General features: G+C 37.5%; 16 protein-coding genes. 7 read left to right on the plus strand and 9 right to left on the minus strand.

Going from position 1 to position 21,202, the window contains the following annotated elements; translation table 11 throughout:
• The first annotated feature begins 375 nt into the window (after positions 1 to 375).
• The gene (locus Q4503_RS03830; protein WP_303601421.1) at positions 376 to 3,357 is read left to right on the plus strand and encodes a TonB-dependent receptor; all 2,982 of its coding nucleotides are present in this window, start codon (positions 376 to 378) and stop codon (positions 3,355 to 3,357) included.
• Positions 3,358 to 3,630: 273 nt separating this feature from the next.
• Positions 3,631 to 5,109, plus strand: coding sequence for a tryptophan halogenase family protein (locus Q4503_RS03835; RefSeq protein WP_303601422.1), 1,479 nt, complete (start codon positions 3,631 to 3,633; stop codon positions 5,107 to 5,109).
• 588 nt (positions 5,110 to 5,697) lie between these two features.
• Here Q4503_RS03835 and Q4503_RS03840 read toward each other — a convergent pair.
• The gene (locus Q4503_RS03840) at positions 5,698 to 6,957 is read right to left on the minus strand and encodes a sugar MFS transporter (RefSeq protein ID WP_215972205.1); all 1,260 of its coding nucleotides are present in this window, start codon (positions 6,955 to 6,957) and stop codon (positions 5,698 to 5,700) included.
• Positions 6,958 to 7,274: 317 nt separating this feature from the next.
• Between Q4503_RS03840 and Q4503_RS03845 the strand changes: the two genes are divergently transcribed.
• From Q4503_RS03845 to Q4503_RS03855, 3 genes are all read left to right on the plus strand, one after another.
• Positions 7,275 to 8,606, plus strand: coding sequence for a GH1 family beta-glucosidase (locus tag Q4503_RS03845; RefSeq protein ID WP_303601423.1), 1,332 nt, complete (start codon positions 7,275 to 7,277; stop codon positions 8,604 to 8,606).
• Between the two features lie 107 nt (positions 8,607 to 8,713).
• On the plus strand, positions 8,714 to 10,240 hold the full coding sequence (locus Q4503_RS03850; RefSeq protein ID WP_303601424.1) for an MFS transporter: 1,527 nt from the start codon (positions 8,714 to 8,716) through the stop codon (positions 10,238 to 10,240).
• Positions 10,241 to 10,384: 144 nt separating this feature from the next.
• Positions 10,385 to 11,383: a LacI family DNA-binding transcriptional regulator gene (locus Q4503_RS03855; protein ID WP_215972208.1), complete on the plus strand. Its 999-nt coding sequence runs from the start codon at positions 10,385 to 10,387 to the stop codon at positions 11,381 to 11,383.
• 96 nt (positions 11,384 to 11,479) lie between these two features.
• Here the strand turns inward: Q4503_RS03855 and Q4503_RS03860 are convergent, their stop codons facing one another.
• Together Q4503_RS03860 and Q4503_RS03865 are read right to left on the minus strand one after the other, a co-directional pair.
• Positions 11,480 to 12,001 (minus strand): flavodoxin family protein, encoded by a 522-nt coding sequence (locus tag Q4503_RS03860; protein WP_303601425.1) that lies wholly within the window; start codon positions 11,999 to 12,001, stop codon positions 11,480 to 11,482.
• Positions 12,002 to 12,073: 72 nt separating this feature from the next.
• A complete protein-coding gene (locus Q4503_RS03865; RefSeq protein WP_303601426.1) occupies positions 12,074 to 12,490 on the minus strand; it encodes a VOC family protein in 417 nt (138 codons plus the stop codon).
• 93 nt (positions 12,491 to 12,583) lie between these two features.
• Here Q4503_RS03865 and soxR point away from each other — a divergent pair, with 93 nt between their 5' ends.
• Together soxR and Q4503_RS03875 are read left to right on the plus strand one after the other, a co-directional pair.
• Positions 12,584 to 13,033: a redox-sensitive transcriptional activator SoxR gene (gene soxR / locus Q4503_RS03870; RefSeq protein WP_303601427.1), complete on the plus strand. Its 450-nt coding sequence runs from the start codon at positions 12,584 to 12,586 to the stop codon at positions 13,031 to 13,033.
• Between the two features lie 166 nt (positions 13,034 to 13,199).
• On the plus strand, positions 13,200 to 14,009 hold the full coding sequence (locus tag Q4503_RS03875) for a RecX family transcriptional regulator (RefSeq protein ID WP_303601428.1): 810 nt from the start codon (positions 13,200 to 13,202) through the stop codon (positions 14,007 to 14,009).
• A gap of 21 nt (positions 14,010 to 14,030) precedes the next feature.
• Here the strand turns inward: Q4503_RS03875 and Q4503_RS03880 are convergent, their stop codons facing one another.
• From Q4503_RS03880 to groL, 6 genes are all read right to left on the minus strand, one after another.
• Positions 14,031 to 15,560 carry a sulfotransferase gene (locus Q4503_RS03880; RefSeq protein ID WP_303601490.1) on the minus strand — a complete coding sequence of 510 codons (1,530 nt, stop codon included), beginning with the start codon at positions 15,558 to 15,560 and terminating at the stop codon, positions 14,031 to 14,033.
• Positions 15,529 to 15,765 carry a type II toxin-antitoxin system RelE/ParE family toxin gene (locus Q4503_RS03885; protein WP_303601429.1) on the minus strand — a complete coding sequence of 79 codons (237 nt, stop codon included), beginning with the start codon at positions 15,763 to 15,765 and terminating at the stop codon, positions 15,529 to 15,531. The genes Q4503_RS03880 and Q4503_RS03885 overlap by 32 nt, the downstream gene beginning before the upstream one ends.
• Positions 15,752 to 16,039, minus strand: coding sequence for a type II toxin-antitoxin system ParD family antitoxin (locus Q4503_RS03890; protein WP_303601430.1), 288 nt, complete (start codon positions 16,037 to 16,039; stop codon positions 15,752 to 15,754). The genes Q4503_RS03885 and Q4503_RS03890 overlap by 14 nt, the downstream gene beginning before the upstream one ends.
• A 438-nt stretch (positions 16,040 to 16,477) precedes the next feature.
• On the minus strand, positions 16,478 to 16,693 hold the full coding sequence (locus tag Q4503_RS03895; protein ID WP_303601431.1) for a hypothetical protein: 216 nt from the start codon (positions 16,691 to 16,693) through the stop codon (positions 16,478 to 16,480).
• Positions 16,694 to 16,723: 30 nt separating this feature from the next.
• Entirely contained in the window at positions 16,724 to 18,382 is a 1,659-nt protein-coding gene (ltrA, locus tag Q4503_RS03900) for a group II intron reverse transcriptase/maturase (RefSeq protein WP_303601432.1), read from the minus strand.
• A gap of 1,133 nt (positions 18,383 to 19,515) precedes the next feature.
• Positions 19,516 to 21,168: a chaperonin GroEL gene (gene groL, locus Q4503_RS03905; RefSeq protein ID WP_215972216.1), complete on the minus strand. Its 1,653-nt coding sequence runs from the start codon at positions 21,166 to 21,168 to the stop codon at positions 19,516 to 19,518.
• Positions 21,169 to 21,202: the final 34 nt, after the last annotated feature.

A 21,202-nucleotide genomic window follows, 5' to 3' on the forward strand; every position in this document is an offset into this window, starting at 1 on the left:
ATCACTATTTACTCAGATTCTAACCATACAACAATAACAATGTAAGCGCTTACAAATTAATTCATATTACTTATAAAAACAACCAACATTTACAAAAACAAATAAAGAAAACATTCAACCTACTGATTATAAATAAATTATTTAAATTAGATAATATAATTTATTTTATAAAAGTAATTTACTATTAAAAGATATTGCCAAAAAATTATCGAATTATAAAAATAATTATTGACCTTATTAACTTAATACTCTAACTTCAATGTAAGCGCTTTCATTTATTTGTAATATATCCTCTTACACACGATACTGATATAACAAATGGAGCGTTTACTAAAATAAATAATTATAAAATATGTAAACTTGTGGGAGAAAGTCATGAATCAGAAAAGATTTATTAAAACAAAAGTAGCAACAAGCTTATCGTTAATATTAGGTGCTACAGCACTGCCTGCTATATCGGCAGAAGAAGTAAGCCAAGCTGAAGATAGCGTAGAAGTTATTACTGTTACAGGTATGCGTTCAAGTATAAAAGAATCAACACGACTCAAACGTGATGCTTCTGGTGTAGTTGACGCTATTTCAGCAGAAGATATTGGTAAGTTCCCAGATACGAACTTAGCTGAATCACTGCAACGTATTACCGGTGTTTCTATTGACCGAGACAATGGTGAAGGAAGTAAAGTAACAGTCCGTGGTTTCGGCCCAGATTACAACATGGTCACATTAAATGGCCGTACTATGCCAGCATCAAGCCTACCTGGTGGTGGTGGTGTATCAAACTCACGCGCCTTTGAATTCTCAAATCTAGCTTCCGATGCGGTTAAATCGGTTTCAGTTTATAAAACAGGTAGAGCTAACACAGCAACTGGTGGTATTGGTGCTGTTATTAATATAGTAACGGGTAAACCACTAGATAATCCAGGTACGCATGTTAGTGTTGGTGCGAAAGCCCTAATAGATACAAGTAATCGTGTGGGTAATGATGTTACGCCAGAGTTATCAGGCTTATTCAGCTGGACTGATGATGAAGAAAAGTTTGGTGCTTCCCTATCAATAAACTCACAAAAACGCGATAGCTCGACTTCAGGTGCTTTTGTCAACGAATGGCGAACTAGTCTTTATGATGGCACAATTCCGCAAGCAGCAAGTGATATTCAACTTATTAATGAACCAGATATTGGACAAGTTTATTCAATGCCATCAGATTTACGATACTTTATTTCTGATCAAGAACGCGAACGTACGAATGCTCAATTAACCTTACAATTTAGACCCGTTGAAGCACTAACAGCAACACTAGATTATACTTATTCAAAACAAGATACTTTTCAAGCACGTGCTGAGCAATCTATTTGGATGGACGTATATAAAACCAGCTTAGGTTTTGATGATCAAATATCAACTACTCCGGTAGATTTTAACGAAGAACGTAGAGATCAAGCACCAAGAGATTTAGGCTTAGCATTACAAGAACTTAACCAAGTTAACGAAAATGATTCAATTGGTTTAAACATTCAATACGATGTTAATGATTATTTCACGTTAACTTTTGATGGTCACAGCTCAAGTGCTGAGAGCGCTCCTGATGCGTCATATGGATCATGGGTAAATACAGGCTTAGGTGCAAACATAGTTGCAGGTCAAAGTGTTGACTATAGTAAAGAATATCCAATTATGCATGTTGATTTTGATGATTGTGATGAACGTAGAGGCTTAAACTGTAATGGTATCCTTGATCAAGATGACGTAGGTACTTCAATACTTGATATGCGTGCTTCATCTCAAAAAACTGAAATTGATGAATTTCGTGTTATTGGTGCTTACCAGTTCGAAGAAGGTAGCATAGAATTTGGTATTGAATCTCGATCTATGGAAAGTCATTCTATACAAAGTTTAACACGCCACACTATGGGTAACTGGGGCATTGAAAACCCGGGTGAATTACCGGATAACTATTTAACACCAATTGACTTTACTAGTGAAATTAATGACTTTGATAAAAGTGGTGCTTTTAATCAAGGCTTTACTGGTAGCGCTTCGCAAGTCGGTGAGTGGGCTGCGGGAGCATATGGGTTTGATTTCATAGCCAATGGTGCAGCAGCAACTAACCGTACAATAAAAGAAGATATTACCGCTGCATTTTTCCAACTTGATCTTGCTGGTGAACTAGGCGGTCGTCCATACAATATCTCTGCTGGTTTACGCTTTGAAAGTACGGATATCACCTCTTCAGCTAATGTTGCCCTACCCAATGCCGTAGCATGGGAAGGTAACCAAGATTTTAACGTACGTTTTGGCGAAGGAATGCAAGACTTCTCAGCCAAAGCTGGATACGATCACATATTACCAAGCTTTGATTTTGATATAGAAGTTATAGATAACGTAGTAACACGTTTCTCTTTCAGTAAAACCATTGCGCGTCCTACTTATGATCAATTAAGTGCAGCGGCAGCTGATGTTAGTGGCCCTTCTGCCCCTACCACTTTACCAGGTGCTCAACTGGGTACAGCGTCTAGTGGTGATCCAGGTTTAGTACCACTAGAATCAGATAACATTGACTTATCAGCTGAATGGTATTTTGACGATACAAGTTATGTGTCAATTGGTTACTATGAAAAACGCGTTAGTAACTTTGCAGGTCGTCAACCAGTTGTAGAAAATGTTTACGGTTTACGTGATGCAACTGCTGGCCCTCGTGCTCAAGCAGCGATGTTAGCCTTAGCTGAATTAGGTGAAGAGTTAACTGATAGCAACTTATTTGCCATGGTGGCTGCAACTGAAAATAATGTTGATTATTTTTCAATGCCAGCTGAACAGTTTGAAGTAGATTATGATGTTATGCCAAATAGCGATGATCCTTTAATGGACTTTACTGTAACTAAGTTTGTTAACAACAAAGAAGCTAAGATCAACGGCTTTGAAATAGCAGTACAACACTTCTTTGGCGAAACAGGCTTTGGCATTCAAGCAAACTACACAACCGTATCTGGTGACGTTGGCTTTGATAACAATGCAGATCCAAAAATAACTCAGTTTGCACTTGTTGGTTTAAGTGATACTGCCAACCTAGTATTAATGTATGAAAAAGATAATTTTCAAGCAAGATTAGCCTACAACTGGCGTGATGACTTCTTAAATTCACAAGCCAGATACATTAATGAGCCAGCTTATACTGAAGAGTATGCCCAAATTGACTTTAATGTAGCTTATCAAGTGAATGAAAATATGTCTGTCTTTATAGAAGGAATCAACATTACTGGCGAAGACACTCGAATTCATGGCCGTACAGCAGTACAACTATGGAATTTAGCTGAGCAAGAAGCGCGTTATGCGATAGGTGCTCGCTATACTTTCTAACTTAATGTAATTCAGTTCATTAGCTAGATCTTATAAATGCTGTGTATTTACACGGCATTTATTATTTTACGCATAGCAGTAATTCTAATACTCTATAGAAAGTCGTTTAGACAAAATTATCAAGAAATTACGCTTATCGGCACAAGACTAGCTAGCTGGATTATCAGAGGAATTATAGCTATCGCCCAGTATTGAACAATCAAATAACCCAACAAGTATTTTGTTTGTTTATCCTAGAGCTAAGGGAACAGTTGATGAAAGAGGTAATGAACCATGAAAGATAAAATAAAAAATGTTGTAATTGCTGGTGGTGGCACGGCAGGTTGGATGGCAGCAGCAGCATTTGCAAAACTGATCGGAAAAAACCTAAATATCACATTAGTTGAGTCAGATGAAATCTCTACTGTTGGCGTAGGAGAAGCCACAATACCTCCGATCAAAACATTTCACAAATTACTTGGCATTAATGAACAAGAAATAATGCGAGCAACCAACGCTACTTTTAAACTCGGTATAGAATTTGAAAACTGGGGTCTGCAAAATTCAAAATATATTCACTCTTTTGGCGCCACAGGTAAAGAGTGTTGGGCTGGTGAATTTCACCATTTTTGGTTACATGGTCTTCGTAAAGGAATAAAGGCCGACTTTGGTGATTATTGTTATGAACTACAAGCAGCAAAAGCAAATAAATTCGCATTATTAAATAATACTCCAATAAATTATGCTTACCATCTTGACGCTACCCTGTATGCAAAATATTTACGAAAATTTAGTGAGAATTTAGGGGTTACTCGTCTCGAAGGAAAGATTCAACAAGTCAATAAAGATAGTAAAACGGGGAATATAAGTTCACTCACTTTAGCCTCAGGGCAAGTGGTAGAAGGCGATTTCTTTATCGATTGTACCGGCTTTCGTGGACTTTTAATTGAACAAGCGCTTCATACTGGATTTGATCATTGGTCGCATTGGTTACCTTGTGATAGTGCTGTAGCAGTGCAAACTAAAACAGTATCAGCGCCAAAACCCTATACCCGCGCCATTGCACATAATAGTGGTTGGCAATGGCAAATACCTTTGCAAAATCGTGTTGGCAACGGGCTTGTTTTTTGTAGTAAATATTGCTCTGACGAAGAAGCAATAGCAACATTGAAACAGAATATTGAAGGGGAAATGATTACCGAGCCTAGAGTGATAAAATTTAACACCGGTCGACGTCGCAAGGGTTGGAATAAAAATTGTGTCGCTTTAGGCTTATCAAGTGGTTTTATCGAACCGCTGGAATCAACAAGTATTCATTTAATAATGTCTGGTGTGATCCGCTTATTACGTTTGTTTCCATTTGAAGGCATCTGCCAATCAACTATTGACGAATACAATAGTAAGCTTGATTCAGAGCTAAATGCTGTTCGTGACTTTATTGTTTTACACTATAAAACAACCGAACGCGAAGATACTGATTTCTGGTTACATTGTAAAACAATGGAAATTCCTCCTTCTTTACAGCATAAAATAAAGCTGTTTAAAGAAACTGGTCGTGTATTTTTAGATGATGGAGATATATTCAGGGTTGATTCATGGACTCAAGTATTAATTGGCCAAGGAATAATACCAGAACAATATCATACAATAGCTGAAGTAATGAATGATAAGGAATTAGAGCACTTTATGCATAGCATGAAAAACTCAATTGCTAATGCTGTTGAGAAGTTACCTAGTCACGCAGAGTTTTTAGATAAATATTGTAAGGCCTAAAACCAGTAGACTTATTTGCGATTAGAAAGAGAAAACTAAGTTTACCGCTTAGGTCGACCTTGTGTAAACTTAGTTTCCTTGTGCTTACCGTTCTCACTGCAAATACAGGAATATAGAACAGAAAAAGCCTGCCTTATTCATAATGATTAAAGGTAAAATACACCATTATGTTCTAATAACTGAAGCCTTCGCTTAATCATAAGAGGCATTAACCGCATCAATATCTTTTTTATTGAGAGCAACATTAATCAAATCGATCGTCAGTTTTAACGCGATAGATAACGCAAATGGCAGTGTTGCTTTCGCCAGTTTAGTCCCATTTTTTCAAAACACTGTAAACCTATATTTAAGTACTCCTCTTTTAATGCCAATAAGGCTTATATTATATCAACTTAGCCTTGGCAAACATCACCACAGCCCATTGATAAGTCGACATTATCTTCATTACAGCCTGCTAGCATTGAGATTACTACCAACCTCAACATAGTCATTTTAGTTCTTTATTGTGTTATTAATTTTTGCATGATGTCTTTCTCATTTAATGATGAATATTCTCACAACTGTGTATCAGAGTAATGACTTGTTCAGCTATTGCTTGATCTTACTGCCAAATATTCCGTAATAAGCAATAAATAAATAACACACAATAGGCAATAAAAATGAAAGTTGCACTCCGATATTATCAGCTAACATGCCTTGAAATAGCGGAATTATCGCACCACCGACAATTGCTAAGCATAAAATACCAGAGCCTTGGCTAGTGTGTTTTCCTAACCCTTGAATAGCTAAACTAAAAATAGTTGGGAACATAATTGAATTGCACAATCCAACAAATAAAATCGAGACCATAGCAAGTGTACCAGAGGAAAAAACAGCTAAGACAATCAGAATAACTGCAACATTAGCATTGAAAAACAAGACGTTACCTGCAGAAACCTTTTGCATTACTGCCGCACCAATAAAGCGTCCTACCATAGCCCCACCCCAATAGTACGCAATATACTTTGCAGCTTGAGATTCTTCTAACCCTGCAATTGTTGGATCGGCGAAAAAGCTAACCAAAAAACTCCCAATGGAAACTTCAGCGCCAACATAAACAAAAATACCTATAGCGCCTAGCACCAAGTGACTATATTGCCATGCACTACCTTCCTTATCGGTAATGTTTATTTGCTGCTCAGCTTCCACTGATGATAAGTCTGGTAGCTTTAACCAAATGAAAATAGCAGCCAGTGTTAGTAACATCGCAGCGAGAAAAATATAAGGCATTTGAACAGACTCAGCGGAAGCTTGTGGTGAAAGAGACTCTGCCGCTTGATTTAATATTAAAAAAGCACCAAAAAAGGGTGCCACGGTAGTACCCAAAGCATTAAACGCTTGAGTCATATTTAATCGAGAGGATGCCGTTTTAGCTTCGCCTAACATGCTAACATAAGGATTAGCCGACACTTGTAATAATGTAATACCGCTAGCCAGTACAAATAAAGCCATTAAAAATATAGAATAACTGTGCATAGCTGCCGCAGGATAAAAACATAAACAACCAATAGCAGCGATCACTAATCCACCAACAATGCCCTTCTGATAACCGAGCTTTTTAACGATCACTCCTGCTGGTAAAGAAACAAGAAAGTAGGCACCAAAAAAGCAAAACTGTATCAACATTGCTTGGCTATAAGTTAACGAAAAAACCCCTTTTAAATGAGGTATTAAAATATCATTTAAACAAGTAATAAAACCCCACATAAAAAAAAGCGATGTCAGAGATGTTAAGGCAAACCGATAATCGGGCTTGTGTTGCGAATTTATATTTGCCGTTGAACCTGGCGAACTTGATAGTATTGTCATAATTTCCCCTCGTAAATTTTCTTATAAGTATTATCACTAAGTAATTTAGCAGTAGCTTTAAACAATACTTAGCTGTGTTTACGTATATCAATATTTCAAAACGATACTTTCAATATCAAACTGTTAGAAACAAATAAACAGAATAATAAATAAAGTGGTTGACCTAGGTTACAGAAACCACTAACCTTAAATGTAAGCGCTTTCATTTGTTGATTAGAAACGATCTAAACTATTTTATCAAGTGTTTTAACAGCGTATTTCGTTAAGGGTGAAGATAAGTTACCCGAATAAACTTTACTATGTAGGTACAATTTACAATGACAGCTAAACTATCTCTTCCCCTCAATTCAGCAATGCTGACAAAAGATTTTATCTATGGTGTAGCAACAGCTTCATTTCAAATAGAAGGTGGTGCAGATGATCGATTACCCTGCATTTGGGATACATTTTGTAACACCCCCAACAAAGTTATTGATGGCTCTAACGGTTTAATAGCATGTGACCATTTTAATTTATGGCAACAAGACATAGCGTTAATTGAATCACTTGGCGTTGACGCATACCGTTTATCAATTTCTTGGCCAAGAGTTATGACAAAGTCAGGAGAATTAAACCCAGACGGTGTTAATTACTATTTAGCTATTCTGGATGCACTAAAAGCCAAAAACATCAAAGCTTTTGTAACGCTTTATCATTGGGATTTACCACAACACCTAGAAGATGAAGGTGGCTGGTTAAATAGAGAAACCGCTTATAAATTTAGAGATTATGTAAATCTAATTAGCCAAGCTTTTGGCGATCGTGTTTATTCTTATGCAACCCTTAACGAACCTTTTTGTAGTTCATTTTTAGGCTATGAAGTAGGTATTCACGCGCCAGGAAAAGTAGGTAAAGAGTTTGGTAGAAAGGCTGCTCATCATTTATTACTTGCTCATGGTTTAGCCATGGCTGTCTTAACAAAAAACAGTCCAAAATCCAAAAATGGCATTGTTCTTAACTTTACGCCTTGTTATCCAGAATCTGATTCGCAAGCGGATAAAGTAGCCACTGAATTTGCAGACGATTATTTTAATCAATGGTATATTAAGCCAATATACGATGGTGAATACCCTAGCATATTAGCGCAATTACCGACTGAACATCAGCCTGATATTAAAGACGGGGATATGGCTATTATTTCTCATCCAACAGACTTTTTAGGTGTTAATTTTTATACACGTGCTATATACCGTGCTGACGACAAAGAACATTTTTTTCAGATAGAGCCACCTGAACCAAGAACAGATATTGGCTGGGAAATATACCCAAAAGCCTTAAATGAGTTATTAGTTTCATTAAATGAAAAATACACCTTACCACCAATTTATATCACTGAAAATGGTGCAGCTATTGATGACAAAATAGTTGAAGGCGTAGTTAACGACACTGATCGGATAGAATATTATCAGCTTCACTTAAATGCTATTAATGACGCGATAGAGCATGGTGTAGATATAAAAGGATATTTTGCTTGGAGCTTAATGGACAATTTTGAATGGGCTGAAGGCTACTTAAAACGTTTTGGTATTGTTTATGTGGATTACGATAGCCAAGTAAGAACAATTAAAAATAGTGGTTTAGCATATAAAGCATTAATAACTAGTAGATAAACTGAAGGTTCTTGCCAGTTTCCTCAATATTACATTGTAATAACTAGCCCAACTAAAGAATAAAATGATCAATCCTGAATCCAAAAATAAAAATGATAGGTAATCAGATGACTAAACTCCCCTTTTACGAAAAAATAGGTTACGCCATGGGCGATGCCGCAGCTAACTTAGTTTGGCGTGGCGCTTTAGCCTACTTAGCCGTTTTTTATACTGATACTTTTGGCCTAACCGCAGCAGCCGCTGCCATGTTATTTTTGGTGGTACGCCTGTCTGATGGGGTAACCGACATTATTATGGGGATGATCGCAGACAGGACCACAACTCGTTGGGGGAAGTTTAGGCCTTGGATATTATGGTCAACCCCCTTATTAGCATTATTCATGGTATTAAGCTTTACCACACCGGATTTAAGTTATACAGGAAAGTTGGTTTATGCCTATATTACCTACATAGGTTTAACGCTTGCCTATACAGTAAATAACGTGCCCTATTCCGCCTTAATGGGAGTAATGACACCAAGTGATACTGAACGAACTAGCTTATCCGGTTTCCGTTTTGCGGGTGCATTTGCAGGTGGATTACTTGTAATGGGGTTTCTACCTGATTTAGTTGCTTATTTTGGTGCTGGTAATGATGCTCAAGGTTATCAATATACTATGTATCTTTTTGCCGTAATTTTAATTTTATTAATGGTGACAACATTCGCTACAACAAAAGAACGTGTAATACCCAACCTTGATAAATCTAATAACCTAAAATCTGAATTAATTGACTTAAGTAAAAACCTTCCTTTTATTATTCTACCGTTATTAGCCATGACATTATTCTTCTATTATCGAGACCTCTATAGCGGAATATTTTTCGTGATAATAATGGGTTCCATGTGGCTAATTATTAAGAAGTTACTCAATAATACCCCAGAGGATTTAAGTGGTACACAAAGAGATATGGTTGATTTATTAACCAACAAACCTTGGTTAATATTACTTGGTATGGGCTTTATAACCATGCTATTTAACGGCATTAAATATGGCACTATTGCCTACTACTTTAAATACCATGTGGGAAGTGAACTGTTAGCAGGAAAGTATTTTGTTATATTATTACTAGCCTCTATATTAGGAGCATTATCAACAAGTTATTTAGCAAAAAAATTAGGTAAACGTAAATTATTTATTGTGTCACTTATGCTAAGTGGCATGCTAACAGCAGCTTTTTATTGGGTGCCTCGAGGTAACCTTACGGCTATTTTTGTGTTAGGCGGCGTTGCTGAGTTTTTTGCGGCTATTATGCCAACATTATATTTCACCATGCTAGGTGATTCAGCCGATTACTCTGAGTGGAAAAATGGACGTCGTGCGACAGGTTTAATTTATTCTGCCGGCACTTTTGTTCAAAAAACCGGTGGCGGCTTTGCTGGTGCGCTGGTGTTAGTGGTGCTTGCTGGTTATGGCTACGATGGCATGGATAAATCAACTATTGAAGCATCTTTACCAGGTATGCAATTACTGATGAGTTGGATTCCTGCTGCATTCGCATTCGCAGGTGCTGCATTAATGATGATTTACCCTCTTTCAAGTACCAACAATAAACAGATTAGTGACGATTTAACTAAAAGGCGAGCCTTAGTGTGAGCGCATGAGAACTCTCGCTAGGCTCTGTAATTATTTATTATAGAGTCATATAGATTCAACTAGTTTAAGCTTTGTTTATTATGCTAAAATCGCTTTTTTTTTGAAGCCATCATTTAATGACGGATCACATATTGTAAGGTTAACATGGCGACAATTTATGAAGTATCAAGCTTGGCAGGTGTTTCACTAGCTACGGTTTCACGTGTTATTAATAATAATACTCGCGTTAGTGACAAAACACGTAAGAAAGTTGAAGAAGCTATGTCAGAACTAGGTTACCGCCCGAATTCTATTGCTCAATCGTTAGCCTCTAACCGTACAAACAGCGTTGGTATTTTAGTTTCTGAATTGCATGGCCCCTTCTTTGGTCAGATGATGGCAGGTATTGAATCTGAACTAAGAGCGGCAGGTAAGCACGTTATTATCACCACTGGACACAGTGAAGAAGATAGAGAAAAAGAAGGCATCGACTTTTTAATATCTCGTAATTGTGATGCGTTGATCGTCCATCTAGAAGGTTTGACTGATGAGTATATCATCAACCTTTCAAAAGGCAGTACGCCCATCTACTTCATGAGTAAAATAATCCCTGAACTAGAAGAAAATTGTATTTATCTAGATAATGAACTTGGCGGCTACCTTGCCGCTAAAGCACTTATTGATAAAGGGCATACTCAAATTGCTTACATTTCTGGTCCAAAATTTAAGCCTGATTCAAAAGACAGACTTATAGGTCATAAACGTGCTCTTTCTGAACATAACTTAGCATTCAATGACGAACTATATTTTGAAGGAGACTTCAAAGAAACGGGTGGTAAAGCCGGACTTAAACAGTTTTTAACTAAAAAACTGGCTTTCACAGCTTTAGTTTGTGCTAATGATGAAATGGCCTCAGGGGCAATGACTTATGCGCGCGAACATGGCTTTGCCTTACCGCAAGATTTATCCATTATAGGCTTTGATAATATTATCTTTTCGCGCCACATTTACCCAAAACTAACAACAATTGATAACCCTGTTTATGACATGGGACATATGGCGGCAAAATTAGTTTTAAAAAATGTTTATCAACAGAAAAACTTAACAATTAATCACTCTTTTGAACCAGCACTTATCAATCGGGATTCTATCGCTCAACTATAACATGAATAAGAAAACGTTAATATTGTGCCAATACTTACAGCATCTAAGTTTTAAAGTATTGGCACAATCAGAGTTACTTTATTTCAGACTTACCATTTAACAAGCTTCATATCTAACCAGCTTAATAAACTCAACAACATCTGCACTATATTTATCGGCAATAAAGCCATTTTGGCAATCGGCATGGATATAGCCTTGATAATCAATCCCTAAATAATAAAATGTCTTGCTAAATGTAGCTAAAAAATCACAATCAGCCTCTATGCTCGCCGATGTACAAACCACATAACTGGTTTTATTACGCAACTGATGCCCAAGGTCTTTTAATTCTTCCCGCTCTAATAAATCAGTCGTTCTATCAATAAAAACTTTCATCTGCGCGCTAGCAGCGTACCAATAAATAGGTGTAGCAAAAATGATTTTTTTATACTGTAAAATGTTATTCATCACCGACATAAAATCATCATTAGCATTGTTATGCTTATAATCGTAAGGAGAAATATTTTTTTCTGAAAGATCAATTACATCAATAGCTAACTCGCCACTAATCCAATCTATTAATTTTTTAGTATTTCCATTTGATCTTGCACTAGCAAAAACAGCAATAGTATCTGTCATCTATCGTTCCTAATGTCCTGTATCATAGTTATAAATTTATTAAGTTCAGCGTCGCTCAACGAAAGTAAAGCACTAATCATCATTATTTCGCTCTTCTGGTAAATCACTCAAATATTGAACAAATTCAATTTCATAACCATTAGAGTCTAAAAAATAAACATTTTTTCTAAACGTATTAACAGCCCCCGGTTTAGCTATTTCAAAGCCAACTTTTTTTAAACGAAGAATTACCGCCTCAAGGTTATTTGTTACAAACGAAAAATGCGCTAGCCCAACTTGATGACCACTTAAATCACGGTTTTCACCAATGCCATTATCATTCAGCGCAATGTATTGATAATCATCACCAAAATGCAGCCAATTACGCTCTACACCAGACCACTGATTAACCCCTTCACTTCTAATTTTCCAATGTGGTAACGCTGCTTGATAAAAACGCAGTGACTCTTTAATGTCGCTGACTACTAAATTTATATGTTCTAACCTCATATTGTTTACTTCCTATTTCTTAAAGATGATGCCACTATAAAACCTCAAGTTAAGTTGAGGTAAAGTGTTTTATTCATTTATTTTGGAGGCAATATGGAAGAAGCAAATTTAACGGTAGGGAAAGTCGCAAAGCGATGCGGTGTGAAAGTATCAGCACTGCACTTTTATGAAGAGAAAGGCTTAATTCACAGCTTGCGAAATCAAGGTAACCAACGTCAATATAAAAAAGAAGTGTTGCGGCGAGTTTCATTGATCAAAGCAGCACAAAAAATGGGCATAAGTTTAGCAAATATCAAACAAGCTTTATCAACTTTGCCAGATAATAGAACACCCACTGCTGATGATTGGTCTGTACTCGCCTTAAATTGGCAGCAAGAGTTGAATGATAGAATTCGTTATATGGAAAATATGAGAGACTACCTAACGGGCTGCATAGGCTGTGGTTGCTTATCTATGAAAAGTTGTCCCCTCTACAATGAAGATGATAAATTATCCGCACAAGGAACAGGCCCTGTTATTTTAGAAAAAAGCTATCAACAATAGCCTGAGCTAATTCCTTTCGATAGAAATTAGCAGCAATCGTTTATTGCGTAATTAAAAAATTATCTATTTTTTGTTTAACTCGCCACTTTCGTTATCTACTCTTTTTTTAATGTAGGTAAGCTTCTGCTAAACTGACACTGCTAATATTAAAATTAAGATTTGACTTATGCAACGACCGCCACTTAGACAAGCCAAAACCATTGAAAACGTATTTAATAGTGCTTATTGGCATCTTAGCCAACAAGATTTTACTATTGCTGAAATTCGTAGCAAGTTAGAGCGAAAAACGGAAAACATTGAATGGATAGAGACTGTTATTACCCAGCTTATAGAGCGTGGCTATTTAAAAAATAACCTTGAATTTACCATACGTTATTGCGAGTCTGCATTTAACAATGAAATAGGAAAAGCTGCGGTACAACACAAATTAAAAATGCGTGGGATATCGTCAAGTGATATTGAAAAAGCAATCGAGCAAGTGGTTGAAGAACAAGATATTAATTTCAATGAAATGGCAAGTAATCGGCTACAGTCTCGCTATATAACGTTTGAAGGAACGAGCAAGGAAAAAGTTTACGCTCAAATGACAACCCGAGGCTTTTCTCGCTCACAGATAGATCAAGCGTTATCACAACACCCAGCCCAGGCAACATTACGCAGTAAAATGGCAATAAAAGCTGAAAAAGCTGAGCTTGCCACTGAAATTATGAAGTTATACCGAAAAGGCAAAGGACAAACGCTTATCCTTAATGAACTCAAGCAAAACCTTATTGATGTGAGTGAGTTTGAAGAAACCCTATACCAACTGACCCTGGCCGGAGACATCGACTTTCACCAAAGTTGTAAAGAGCAATTGGCTAAAAAGAAATACGATTTATCTGATTACAAAGACAAATCTAAGGCCTATGCTTATTTATCACGCAAAGGTTTTACTAGTGATGACATAAAAGAAGTGATGACATTAGATATCGAATAGCTCCTTTAGTTAAACTTAAAACTAACTTTTTATAACCCCTTTATTTATCAAGTACTTTTCTATTTCATCTGTATGAGGTTTAAATGCGCGCCAACGACCTATAGCTTTATTATTAAGGGGCTGGCGAACTTGTACTTTGCTTGCCGTAGAAACTGGAGCATCATTTAAATGAAAATCGATACAAGCGTGTTGCCATTCTATATCACAAAATTCCACTAAGCTTTTTATTTCTTGATCGGGGTTCGCCACTAACTCTTCATATTTTACTAGCTTAATAGTGTTATGAAGTGATTGAAAGTGCTCAACGAGTTTATGAAAACGACTGTAAAACTTGGCAGTATCGAGTAAATTTAACGAATAACTATAGTAAGGATTATTAATTGAAAATAACTGACGATAACTGCCAATACAGGTATCCATAGGATCTCGTAACAAACAAATAATTTTAGCATTTGGTAAAGCTTTGGTGATTAAGTCGATATAATAAAAGTTAAATGGTAATTTATCTATAAAGTGTTTACTTCCTCCAGTTACTACACGCGTAGATTGTAAGTAACTACTTCCTAACTGTTCGTAGTTTAGTAAGTATGCTTGGTTAAGTGTTTCTATATCGAGCACATGCGGCGAAGGCGTTTGAGTCAGCTTCTTTACACATAAACCAAAGTCTTGTAATTCACCTGCCGATTGCACATCGCTATGACTTGATAAAATTCGCTCAACAAGGGTTGTTCCTGAACGTGGCATACCTAATACAAAGATAGGTTCACATGTTGGATTACCTGTACTTTTAAGCTGTTGATTATCTTCACTCAGTTTTTTAATGTGCTCAAATAACTCATTAGAAGTATTATTATCAAATGGTGCTTGATGATGTTTTGCCATCTTTCCTTGCAGTAATGCTAAATAGGCCGAATTAAAGTCACCTATATCTTGATATTCTTTTGCAAGTGCATGACCGATATGCAGTAGAGCATCAGGACTTGATACCTGCTTTGCTATTTTTTCTAATCTTGCTATATGATTTTTATCTACATTAGCTTTCGTTAGATCAGCAAGGGCGAAGTGGCTCTGATGGTGCAAAGGATTGAGTATAATAGCCTGTTCAAATGCCCTTTCTGCTTTTGTAAATAAACCTAGGAATTTAGCGCACACGCCATAGTTATAATAAAACTGCGAATATTGTGGTTTATCGGTATCACATAGCGTTAAGGCACGCTCAAAATATTCTACAGCGTATTCATGTAACCCAACTTGAGTTAATGCTACACCTAAAGTATCAGCATCCAAAGCAAATGTTATACTATTTAGTGGAATTCTTAATGCTGTTTTTTTAGCAAGCTCTAATTGCCCTGTAATTGCATAACACTTTGCTAATTGAGCGGTATATTCTATCCGACTATCACCAAATGATAGTGTTCTTTCTAGTAAACCAATTGCTTTTTTAATTTGTCCAACACGTAAATTAACCATCGCCATCAAAAAATATCCATCGGCAAAATCTGGTTTAAGCGTCACTAATTCAACCAGCGCTTTGTGCGCCTGTTGTATTATGCTTTTCTACAGGAAAGCTTTTAGCACCATTGTAAACTTCATTTCTTTCTCTACCGAAATCTGGGTATTGTGCAAGTTTTATTAAGGTGGCATCTATATTCTGTGCGTACTCTTTTGCTTGCTCATTACCCCATGAATTAATTGTCGTAGAGATTATTTTATATAAATCATCTTCTGCTAAAGGAGAAAGCCTATAGGTTGGCATTGTCGCCCTTACTTTCAGAGTGTTGTTTTACTGAAAGAGAGGCTTGTTCAAATATATCCATGACATTGTGGTTTGACGATTCGCCCGCTGCTAGCTGTTCAAAACCTTTGGCGACTTCTTCGCGTAATATTTCGAGCTGTTGATTTTTAGCTGCGTCTTTTTCAAACAACAATCTCAACCCATCACGGATAACTTCACTTGCTGAGGTATATAAGCCATCAGATACTTTCTCTGTGATTCTTCTTTCGAATTCTTTACCTAAAGTAATATTCATAATTAACTCCTAACCATCTAATGAACATATTATGCGCACTATGTGCGCGTAATTCAAGTTTGACTAAAACATAACAATAAAAGTAAAAGTCTGTGATTACTTTCTTAGCTTTATTTAATTGATATGAACACGGAACTTAAACCGTCATATGCCACCCATAGATGAAGTATCACTTTGTTTTTATAGAGCTAAGTATATGGGAGGCATTGTTGATACTCCACTTTAGGCCCTTAAACATTTAAAGCTTGACGAAAAATAGAAATAAAAAAGCCATAACATCAACATGTTATGGCTTTTTAGAAAAGCGATTTAGGCTAAAATCTACGTCGGGTAAGGAGCAGCTATTACTAGCCACCCCTCCCCTAAGAACCGTACGTGCGAATTTCCCCGCATACGGCTCAAGCCTTTATAAGTCTATACCTGAATACAGACCAGCAACTAATCGATATCGTCAACTTCTACAATAGTAAAAACCTCATCATCTTTACTACGTCTTAGAGTAAAACCTTCTAAAACAAAACCGTCCATTGCATTTATATCAATTGGCCCTCGTTCAGAAAAGTGCTTACCATAAAACTCGTTTTTAACAATGTGTCCCAAAACTCTTTTGGGATCTGCAATTACTGCATAGACTTTATCCGATTCCAAAGACATTCAAACTCCTTATGTACTATAAATAAACAATCATAAGGTTGATGCATGCAATTGTCTATGACAATTAGGGTGCAACAACACTAAGTTACTCATTTCATCACTACCACCCTTTACCTTTTCAACAATATGGTGAATATTCCATTCTGTTGTCTTCGTAATCGGGTGGCGGCACATGGCACAACATTGCTGCTGTCTGAGCCAAAGCATTAACAAAATTCGTTTACCTTGCATTGAGTCTCTCCAAATTCGCTCTTGGCGCTTTTCAAAGTATTCCTCAAATGCTAAGTCATACGGATTTGCTTCTGCTTTCATCTTAATGTGTCGCTTTATCGGTATATCATTGGTGTACGTTAACCTAACAACTCTATCGTCAGGAACAATACCCGAAAACGTCCAGTTTCTTGGTCCCACTGATTTAAAGTACTTAGCTTTAATCCAGCGTTTCTGACGATTATTATGTCGTCGTCGGCACCATTGCCACAGAAGTTTCCACACCCGATAATCCACATAATTAAAAGTTTCCTTCGCCACAATATGACGATGGTAGTTAGCCCAACCCCGAAGAATTGGATTTAACTGACTAATAAGCAACCCTGCTGTAATAGTCTTTTGCCTTTTAACTATATCGCGAACCTTCCCAAGCACACTTTTTACGCTTTTACGGCTAGGCTTGATTAACATCTTGCCATTGCTGTATTTTCGTAAATTCTGCCCAAGAAAATCAAACCCATCGTTGATATGCGTTATCACCGTTTTCTCTGGTGACAACGTAAGACCACGCTCAGCCATAAAGGCTTCAACAAGTGGCTTAACTTCATTCTCAAGTAACTCTTTCGAGATACCTGTAATAATAAAATCATCTGCGTACCTCACATAATTGACCTTGGTCTTGTAGGCGGCTTTAGTATTCTTCCTCCCAAAGTGGAAATACAATACCTCTTCCAAACCATCAAGCGCCAAATTAGCCAATACAGGAGAAATAATTCCCCCTTGTGGCGTACCTGCATTCGTTGGGTTTAACTTACCGAATTCAATGAATCCCGATTTCAGCCATTTACTAAGTACTTGTTTATCCAACATTATGTTGGCAAGTAACCAGTCATGACTGATGTTATCAAAGCAGCCCTTGATATCTCCCTCTAACACCCACTCTGCCGAGCTTTTACGACTTAAATTGACAAAACATTGTTCTATCGCATCAGCCGTAGAGCGCATTGGTCGAAAGCCATAGCTATTTCGATCTGCGGAGGTTTCCGACACTGGCTCAAGTGCTAACAGGTATAATGCCTGCATAGCCCTATCTAACATTGTCGGTATTCCTAAAGGGCGACGTTTACCGTTACTCTTTGGAATGTAAATCCTTCGCAGCGGCTTAGGTTTATACCCATGCCGTTTTAACCGAAAAATAGCCTGCCATTTACAATTTGGCGTACCCCATAACTCCCTATCAACACCAGCAGTCCTTTTGCCTCGATTCTCAGTTACCCGTTTAACGGCTAAACATTTAGCCGCAAACGAGCGCACCAACATGCGTTGTAAGGTTTTCACCCTACGCCACTGCTGCTGCTTAGTCGCCTTCGCGATCCGTACTTGTAGCCCTCTCACCTGAAGCTCAACTGAATACCAATTAATGGTATGCCAGCTTTGCGCCTGATGGGAGAACGCAGGTACAACAAATGCCGTACTCATCTTGCTTTTCTCCTGTTAGTTATAATCCAACCAGAACAAGACGTAATTATCCCCTAACGGGAAGAATTATTTCTTATCCCGTTAGGATCAAATTAAAGACGGCTTTACACGTCTATCACACGATTAAAGACCAGTTAGAAGTCAGCACCGTTTCCAGTTAGTGCATTTCGCACCTATCTAAATCATTACAATCTAGCATTAGCTTTTTCCAACCTCCTTTACCCACTTACTCAACAGTTCACCTTACGGCTCCCCTGCTCAATAATGTTTAAACTACAAAACACATTAAGCGAATAATTGGGCTTACCGAGTTCCATCAAAGTTACATAAACAACTTAGGCTCTGCCTGTCCACCGACGACTGTATGACGACGTATTTCCAGATGTAAAAGAAATAACCAGCCGCGCACCTTTTGGTTTAAGCGTATCAATAACATTTCGCTTATTGAGGTTGACGGTGTTTATCAGCAGTTCACATACGTTAGCCCTATTGTTTAGCCTAGCTCTCAGCCCGTTTATTATTAACAGACTATATTTACTCTCACGAGTTTAAATACTGCTTTCACAGAGATACATTGTTAGGAAGCTTCGCACAAAACCGTTACCAGTAATGCACTATCCCTAGGCTACAACCTGTCGTAAGGTTGGTCTCACTAACATATAAATGAATATGTTGAGACAATAACTTTAATGGCTTACACCAGTAGGTCTACTTTAATCGAAACTGAAAACGTTTCTTTCAATAACAATAACAAATCAATACTCCAATGGAGAAACTGATACAAATTGCTTTCAATTTTGACGCGAAAAATTATATATAAACCGGTTTTCTATTTAGTAAACTGATAAAGATCAGTTATTTTACTCTATAGTTCGCTGATAGAAATCACGATTTACTGACGGTAAAATCAGTTTGGCTTATACTAAATTCTTGCTTTTTTGATCGATGACTGAATGTCTCGTTTACAATTGTAAAACACAATTGCACGACCACTTCTAAAAGAAGTGTCCGGCATTTGGTCTTACCCCCGAATGCCGGAGTCGATTGCTATATTTGCAGGGGGTGAGTGAATGTGTTAGCATTCACTTACGGTGTAGCCTGCTAGGTTAGTGACCTACACGACTCTCGTCGCACTACATCATACCGCCCATTCCACCCATACCGCCCATGCCGCCCATATCAGGCATTGCAGGAGCGCCAGCATCTTTAACTGGTGCATCTGTGATCATAGCTTCGGTAGTTAGCATTAAACCAGCAACAGATGCAGCAAACTGAAGTGCTGAACGCGTTACTTTAGTTGGGTCAAGAATACCCATTTCTAACATATCACCATAAGAGCTGTTACCGGCATTATAACCATAGTTACCTTTACCGTTACGTACTTCATTTAACACAACTGATGCTTCGTCACCTGAGTTAGTTGCAATTTGACGTAATGGAGCAGACATTGCACGAATAGCCACGTTAATACCGTGTGTTTGATCTTCGTTAATACCCTCAAGATCTTTAATAGTTTCAGCAACTCTCACAAGTGCTACACCACCACCGGCAACAACGCCCTCTTCTACCGCAGCACGAGTTGCATGTAATGCATCTTCAACACGGGCTTTTTTCTCTTTCATTTCCATTTCAGTGGCTGCGCCAACTTTGATTACGGCAACACCGCCAGCTAATTTAGCTAAACGTTCTTGCAGTTTTTCTTTATCGTAATCTGAAGAAGAGTCTTCAATTTGACCACGAATTTGAGCAACACGTGCTTGAATGTCAGCTTCCTCGCCAACGCCATCAATAATAGTGGTGTTGTCTTTAGAAATGATTACACGCTTAGCTTGACCTAAATCTTCTAATGTTGCTTTTTCAAGTTCCATACCGATTTCTTCAGAAATAACAGTACCGCCTGTTAGCGTAGCTACATCTTGTAACATTGCTTTACGACGATCACCAAAACCTGGTGCTTTTACGGCTGCAACTTTCACAATACCGCGCATGTTGTTAACAACTAATGTTGCTAATGCTTCGCCTTCAACATCTTCAGCAATAATAAGTAAAGGTTTACCTGCTTTAGCAACGGCTTCTAAAGTCGTTAATAATTCACGAATGTTCGCAACTTTTTTATCAACAAGTAGAATGAATGGATTTTCTAATTCAACCGTGCCACTTTCTTGGTTAGTCATAAAGTAAGGTGATAAGTAACCACGATCAAACTGCATACCTTCAACAACATCAAGCTCATCAGTTAGCGCTTGACCTTCTTCAACAGTAATAACACCTTCAGTGCCTACTTTATCCATTGCTGTTGCAATGATTTTACCAACAGTTTCATCAGAGTTAGCAGAAATAGTACCTACTTGCTCAATAGCTTTATTATCAGTTACTGGTGAAGAAAGGTCTTTTAATGCAGCAACAGCAGCGATTACTGCTTTATCGATACCACGCTTAAGATCCATTGGGTTCATACCCGCAGCAATCGATTTTAAACCTTCATTAACAATAGCTTGAGCTAAAACAGTAGCAGTAGTTGTACCATCACCTGCTTCATCATTGGCTTTAGAAGCAACTTCTTTCACCATTTGTGCGCCCATGTTTTCAAACTTGTCTTCAAGTTCAATTTCTTTAGCAACACTTACACCATCTTTAGTGATCGTTGGACCACCAAAAGATTTGTCTAATACTACGTTACGACCTTTAGGGCCTAATGTTACTTTTACCGCGTCAGCTAAAATGTTTACGCCTCTAAGCATTTTTACTCTAGCGTCGTTACCAAATAATACGTCTTTTGCAGCCATGTTATTTCTTCCTATTTTTTGTGAATTTAGATGG

The organism is Colwellia sp. 6_MG-2023 (assembly GCF_030547765.1).
Lineage (GTDB): Bacteria > Pseudomonadota > Gammaproteobacteria > Enterobacterales > Alteromonadaceae > Colwellia.

Coding starts and splice junctions, on each gene's coding strand:
- soxR (WP_303601427.1), top strand. CDS start 12,584: ATGGAAGAAGCAAATTTAACGGTAGGGAAAGTCGCAAAGCGATGCGGT.
- Q4503_RS03860 (WP_303601425.1), bottom strand. CDS start 12,001: ATGACAGATACTATTGCTGTTTTTGCTAGTGCAAGATCAAATGGAAAT.
- ltrA (WP_303601432.1), bottom strand. CDS start 18,382: ATGAGTACGGCATTTGTTGTACCTGCGTTCTCCCATCAGGCGCAAAGC.
- Q4503_RS03850 (WP_303601424.1), top strand. CDS start 8,714: ATGACTAAACTCCCCTTTTACGAAAAAATAGGTTACGCCATGGGCGAT.
- Q4503_RS03865 (WP_303601426.1), bottom strand. CDS start 12,490: ATGAGGTTAGAACATATAAATTTAGTAGTCAGCGACATTAAAGAGTCA.
- Q4503_RS03855 (WP_215972208.1), top strand. CDS start 10,385: ATGGCGACAATTTATGAAGTATCAAGCTTGGCAGGTGTTTCACTAGCT.
- Q4503_RS03895 (WP_303601431.1), bottom strand. CDS start 16,693: ATGTCTTTGGAATCGGATAAAGTCTATGCAGTAATTGCAGATCCCAAA.
- Q4503_RS03835 (WP_303601422.1), top strand. CDS start 3,631: ATGAAAGATAAAATAAAAAATGTTGTAATTGCTGGTGGTGGCACGGCA.
- groL (WP_215972216.1), bottom strand. CDS start 21,168: ATGGCTGCAAAAGACGTATTATTTGGTAACGACGCTAGAGTAAAAATG.
- Q4503_RS03830 (WP_303601421.1), top strand. CDS start 376: ATGAATCAGAAAAGATTTATTAAAACAAAAGTAGCAACAAGCTTATCG.
- Q4503_RS03845 (WP_303601423.1), top strand. CDS start 7,275: ATGACAGCTAAACTATCTCTTCCCCTCAATTCAGCAATGCTGACAAAA.
- Q4503_RS03875 (WP_303601428.1), top strand. CDS start 13,200: ATGCAACGACCGCCACTTAGACAAGCCAAAACCATTGAAAACGTATTT.
- Q4503_RS03885 (WP_303601429.1), bottom strand. CDS start 15,765: ATGCCAACCTATAGGCTTTCTCCTTTAGCAGAAGATGATTTATATAAA.
- Q4503_RS03890 (WP_303601430.1), bottom strand. CDS start 16,039: ATGAATATTACTTTAGGTAAAGAATTCGAAAGAAGAATCACAGAGAAA.
- Q4503_RS03840 (WP_215972205.1), bottom strand. CDS start 6,957: ATGACAATACTATCAAGTTCGCCAGGTTCAACGGCAAATATAAATTCG.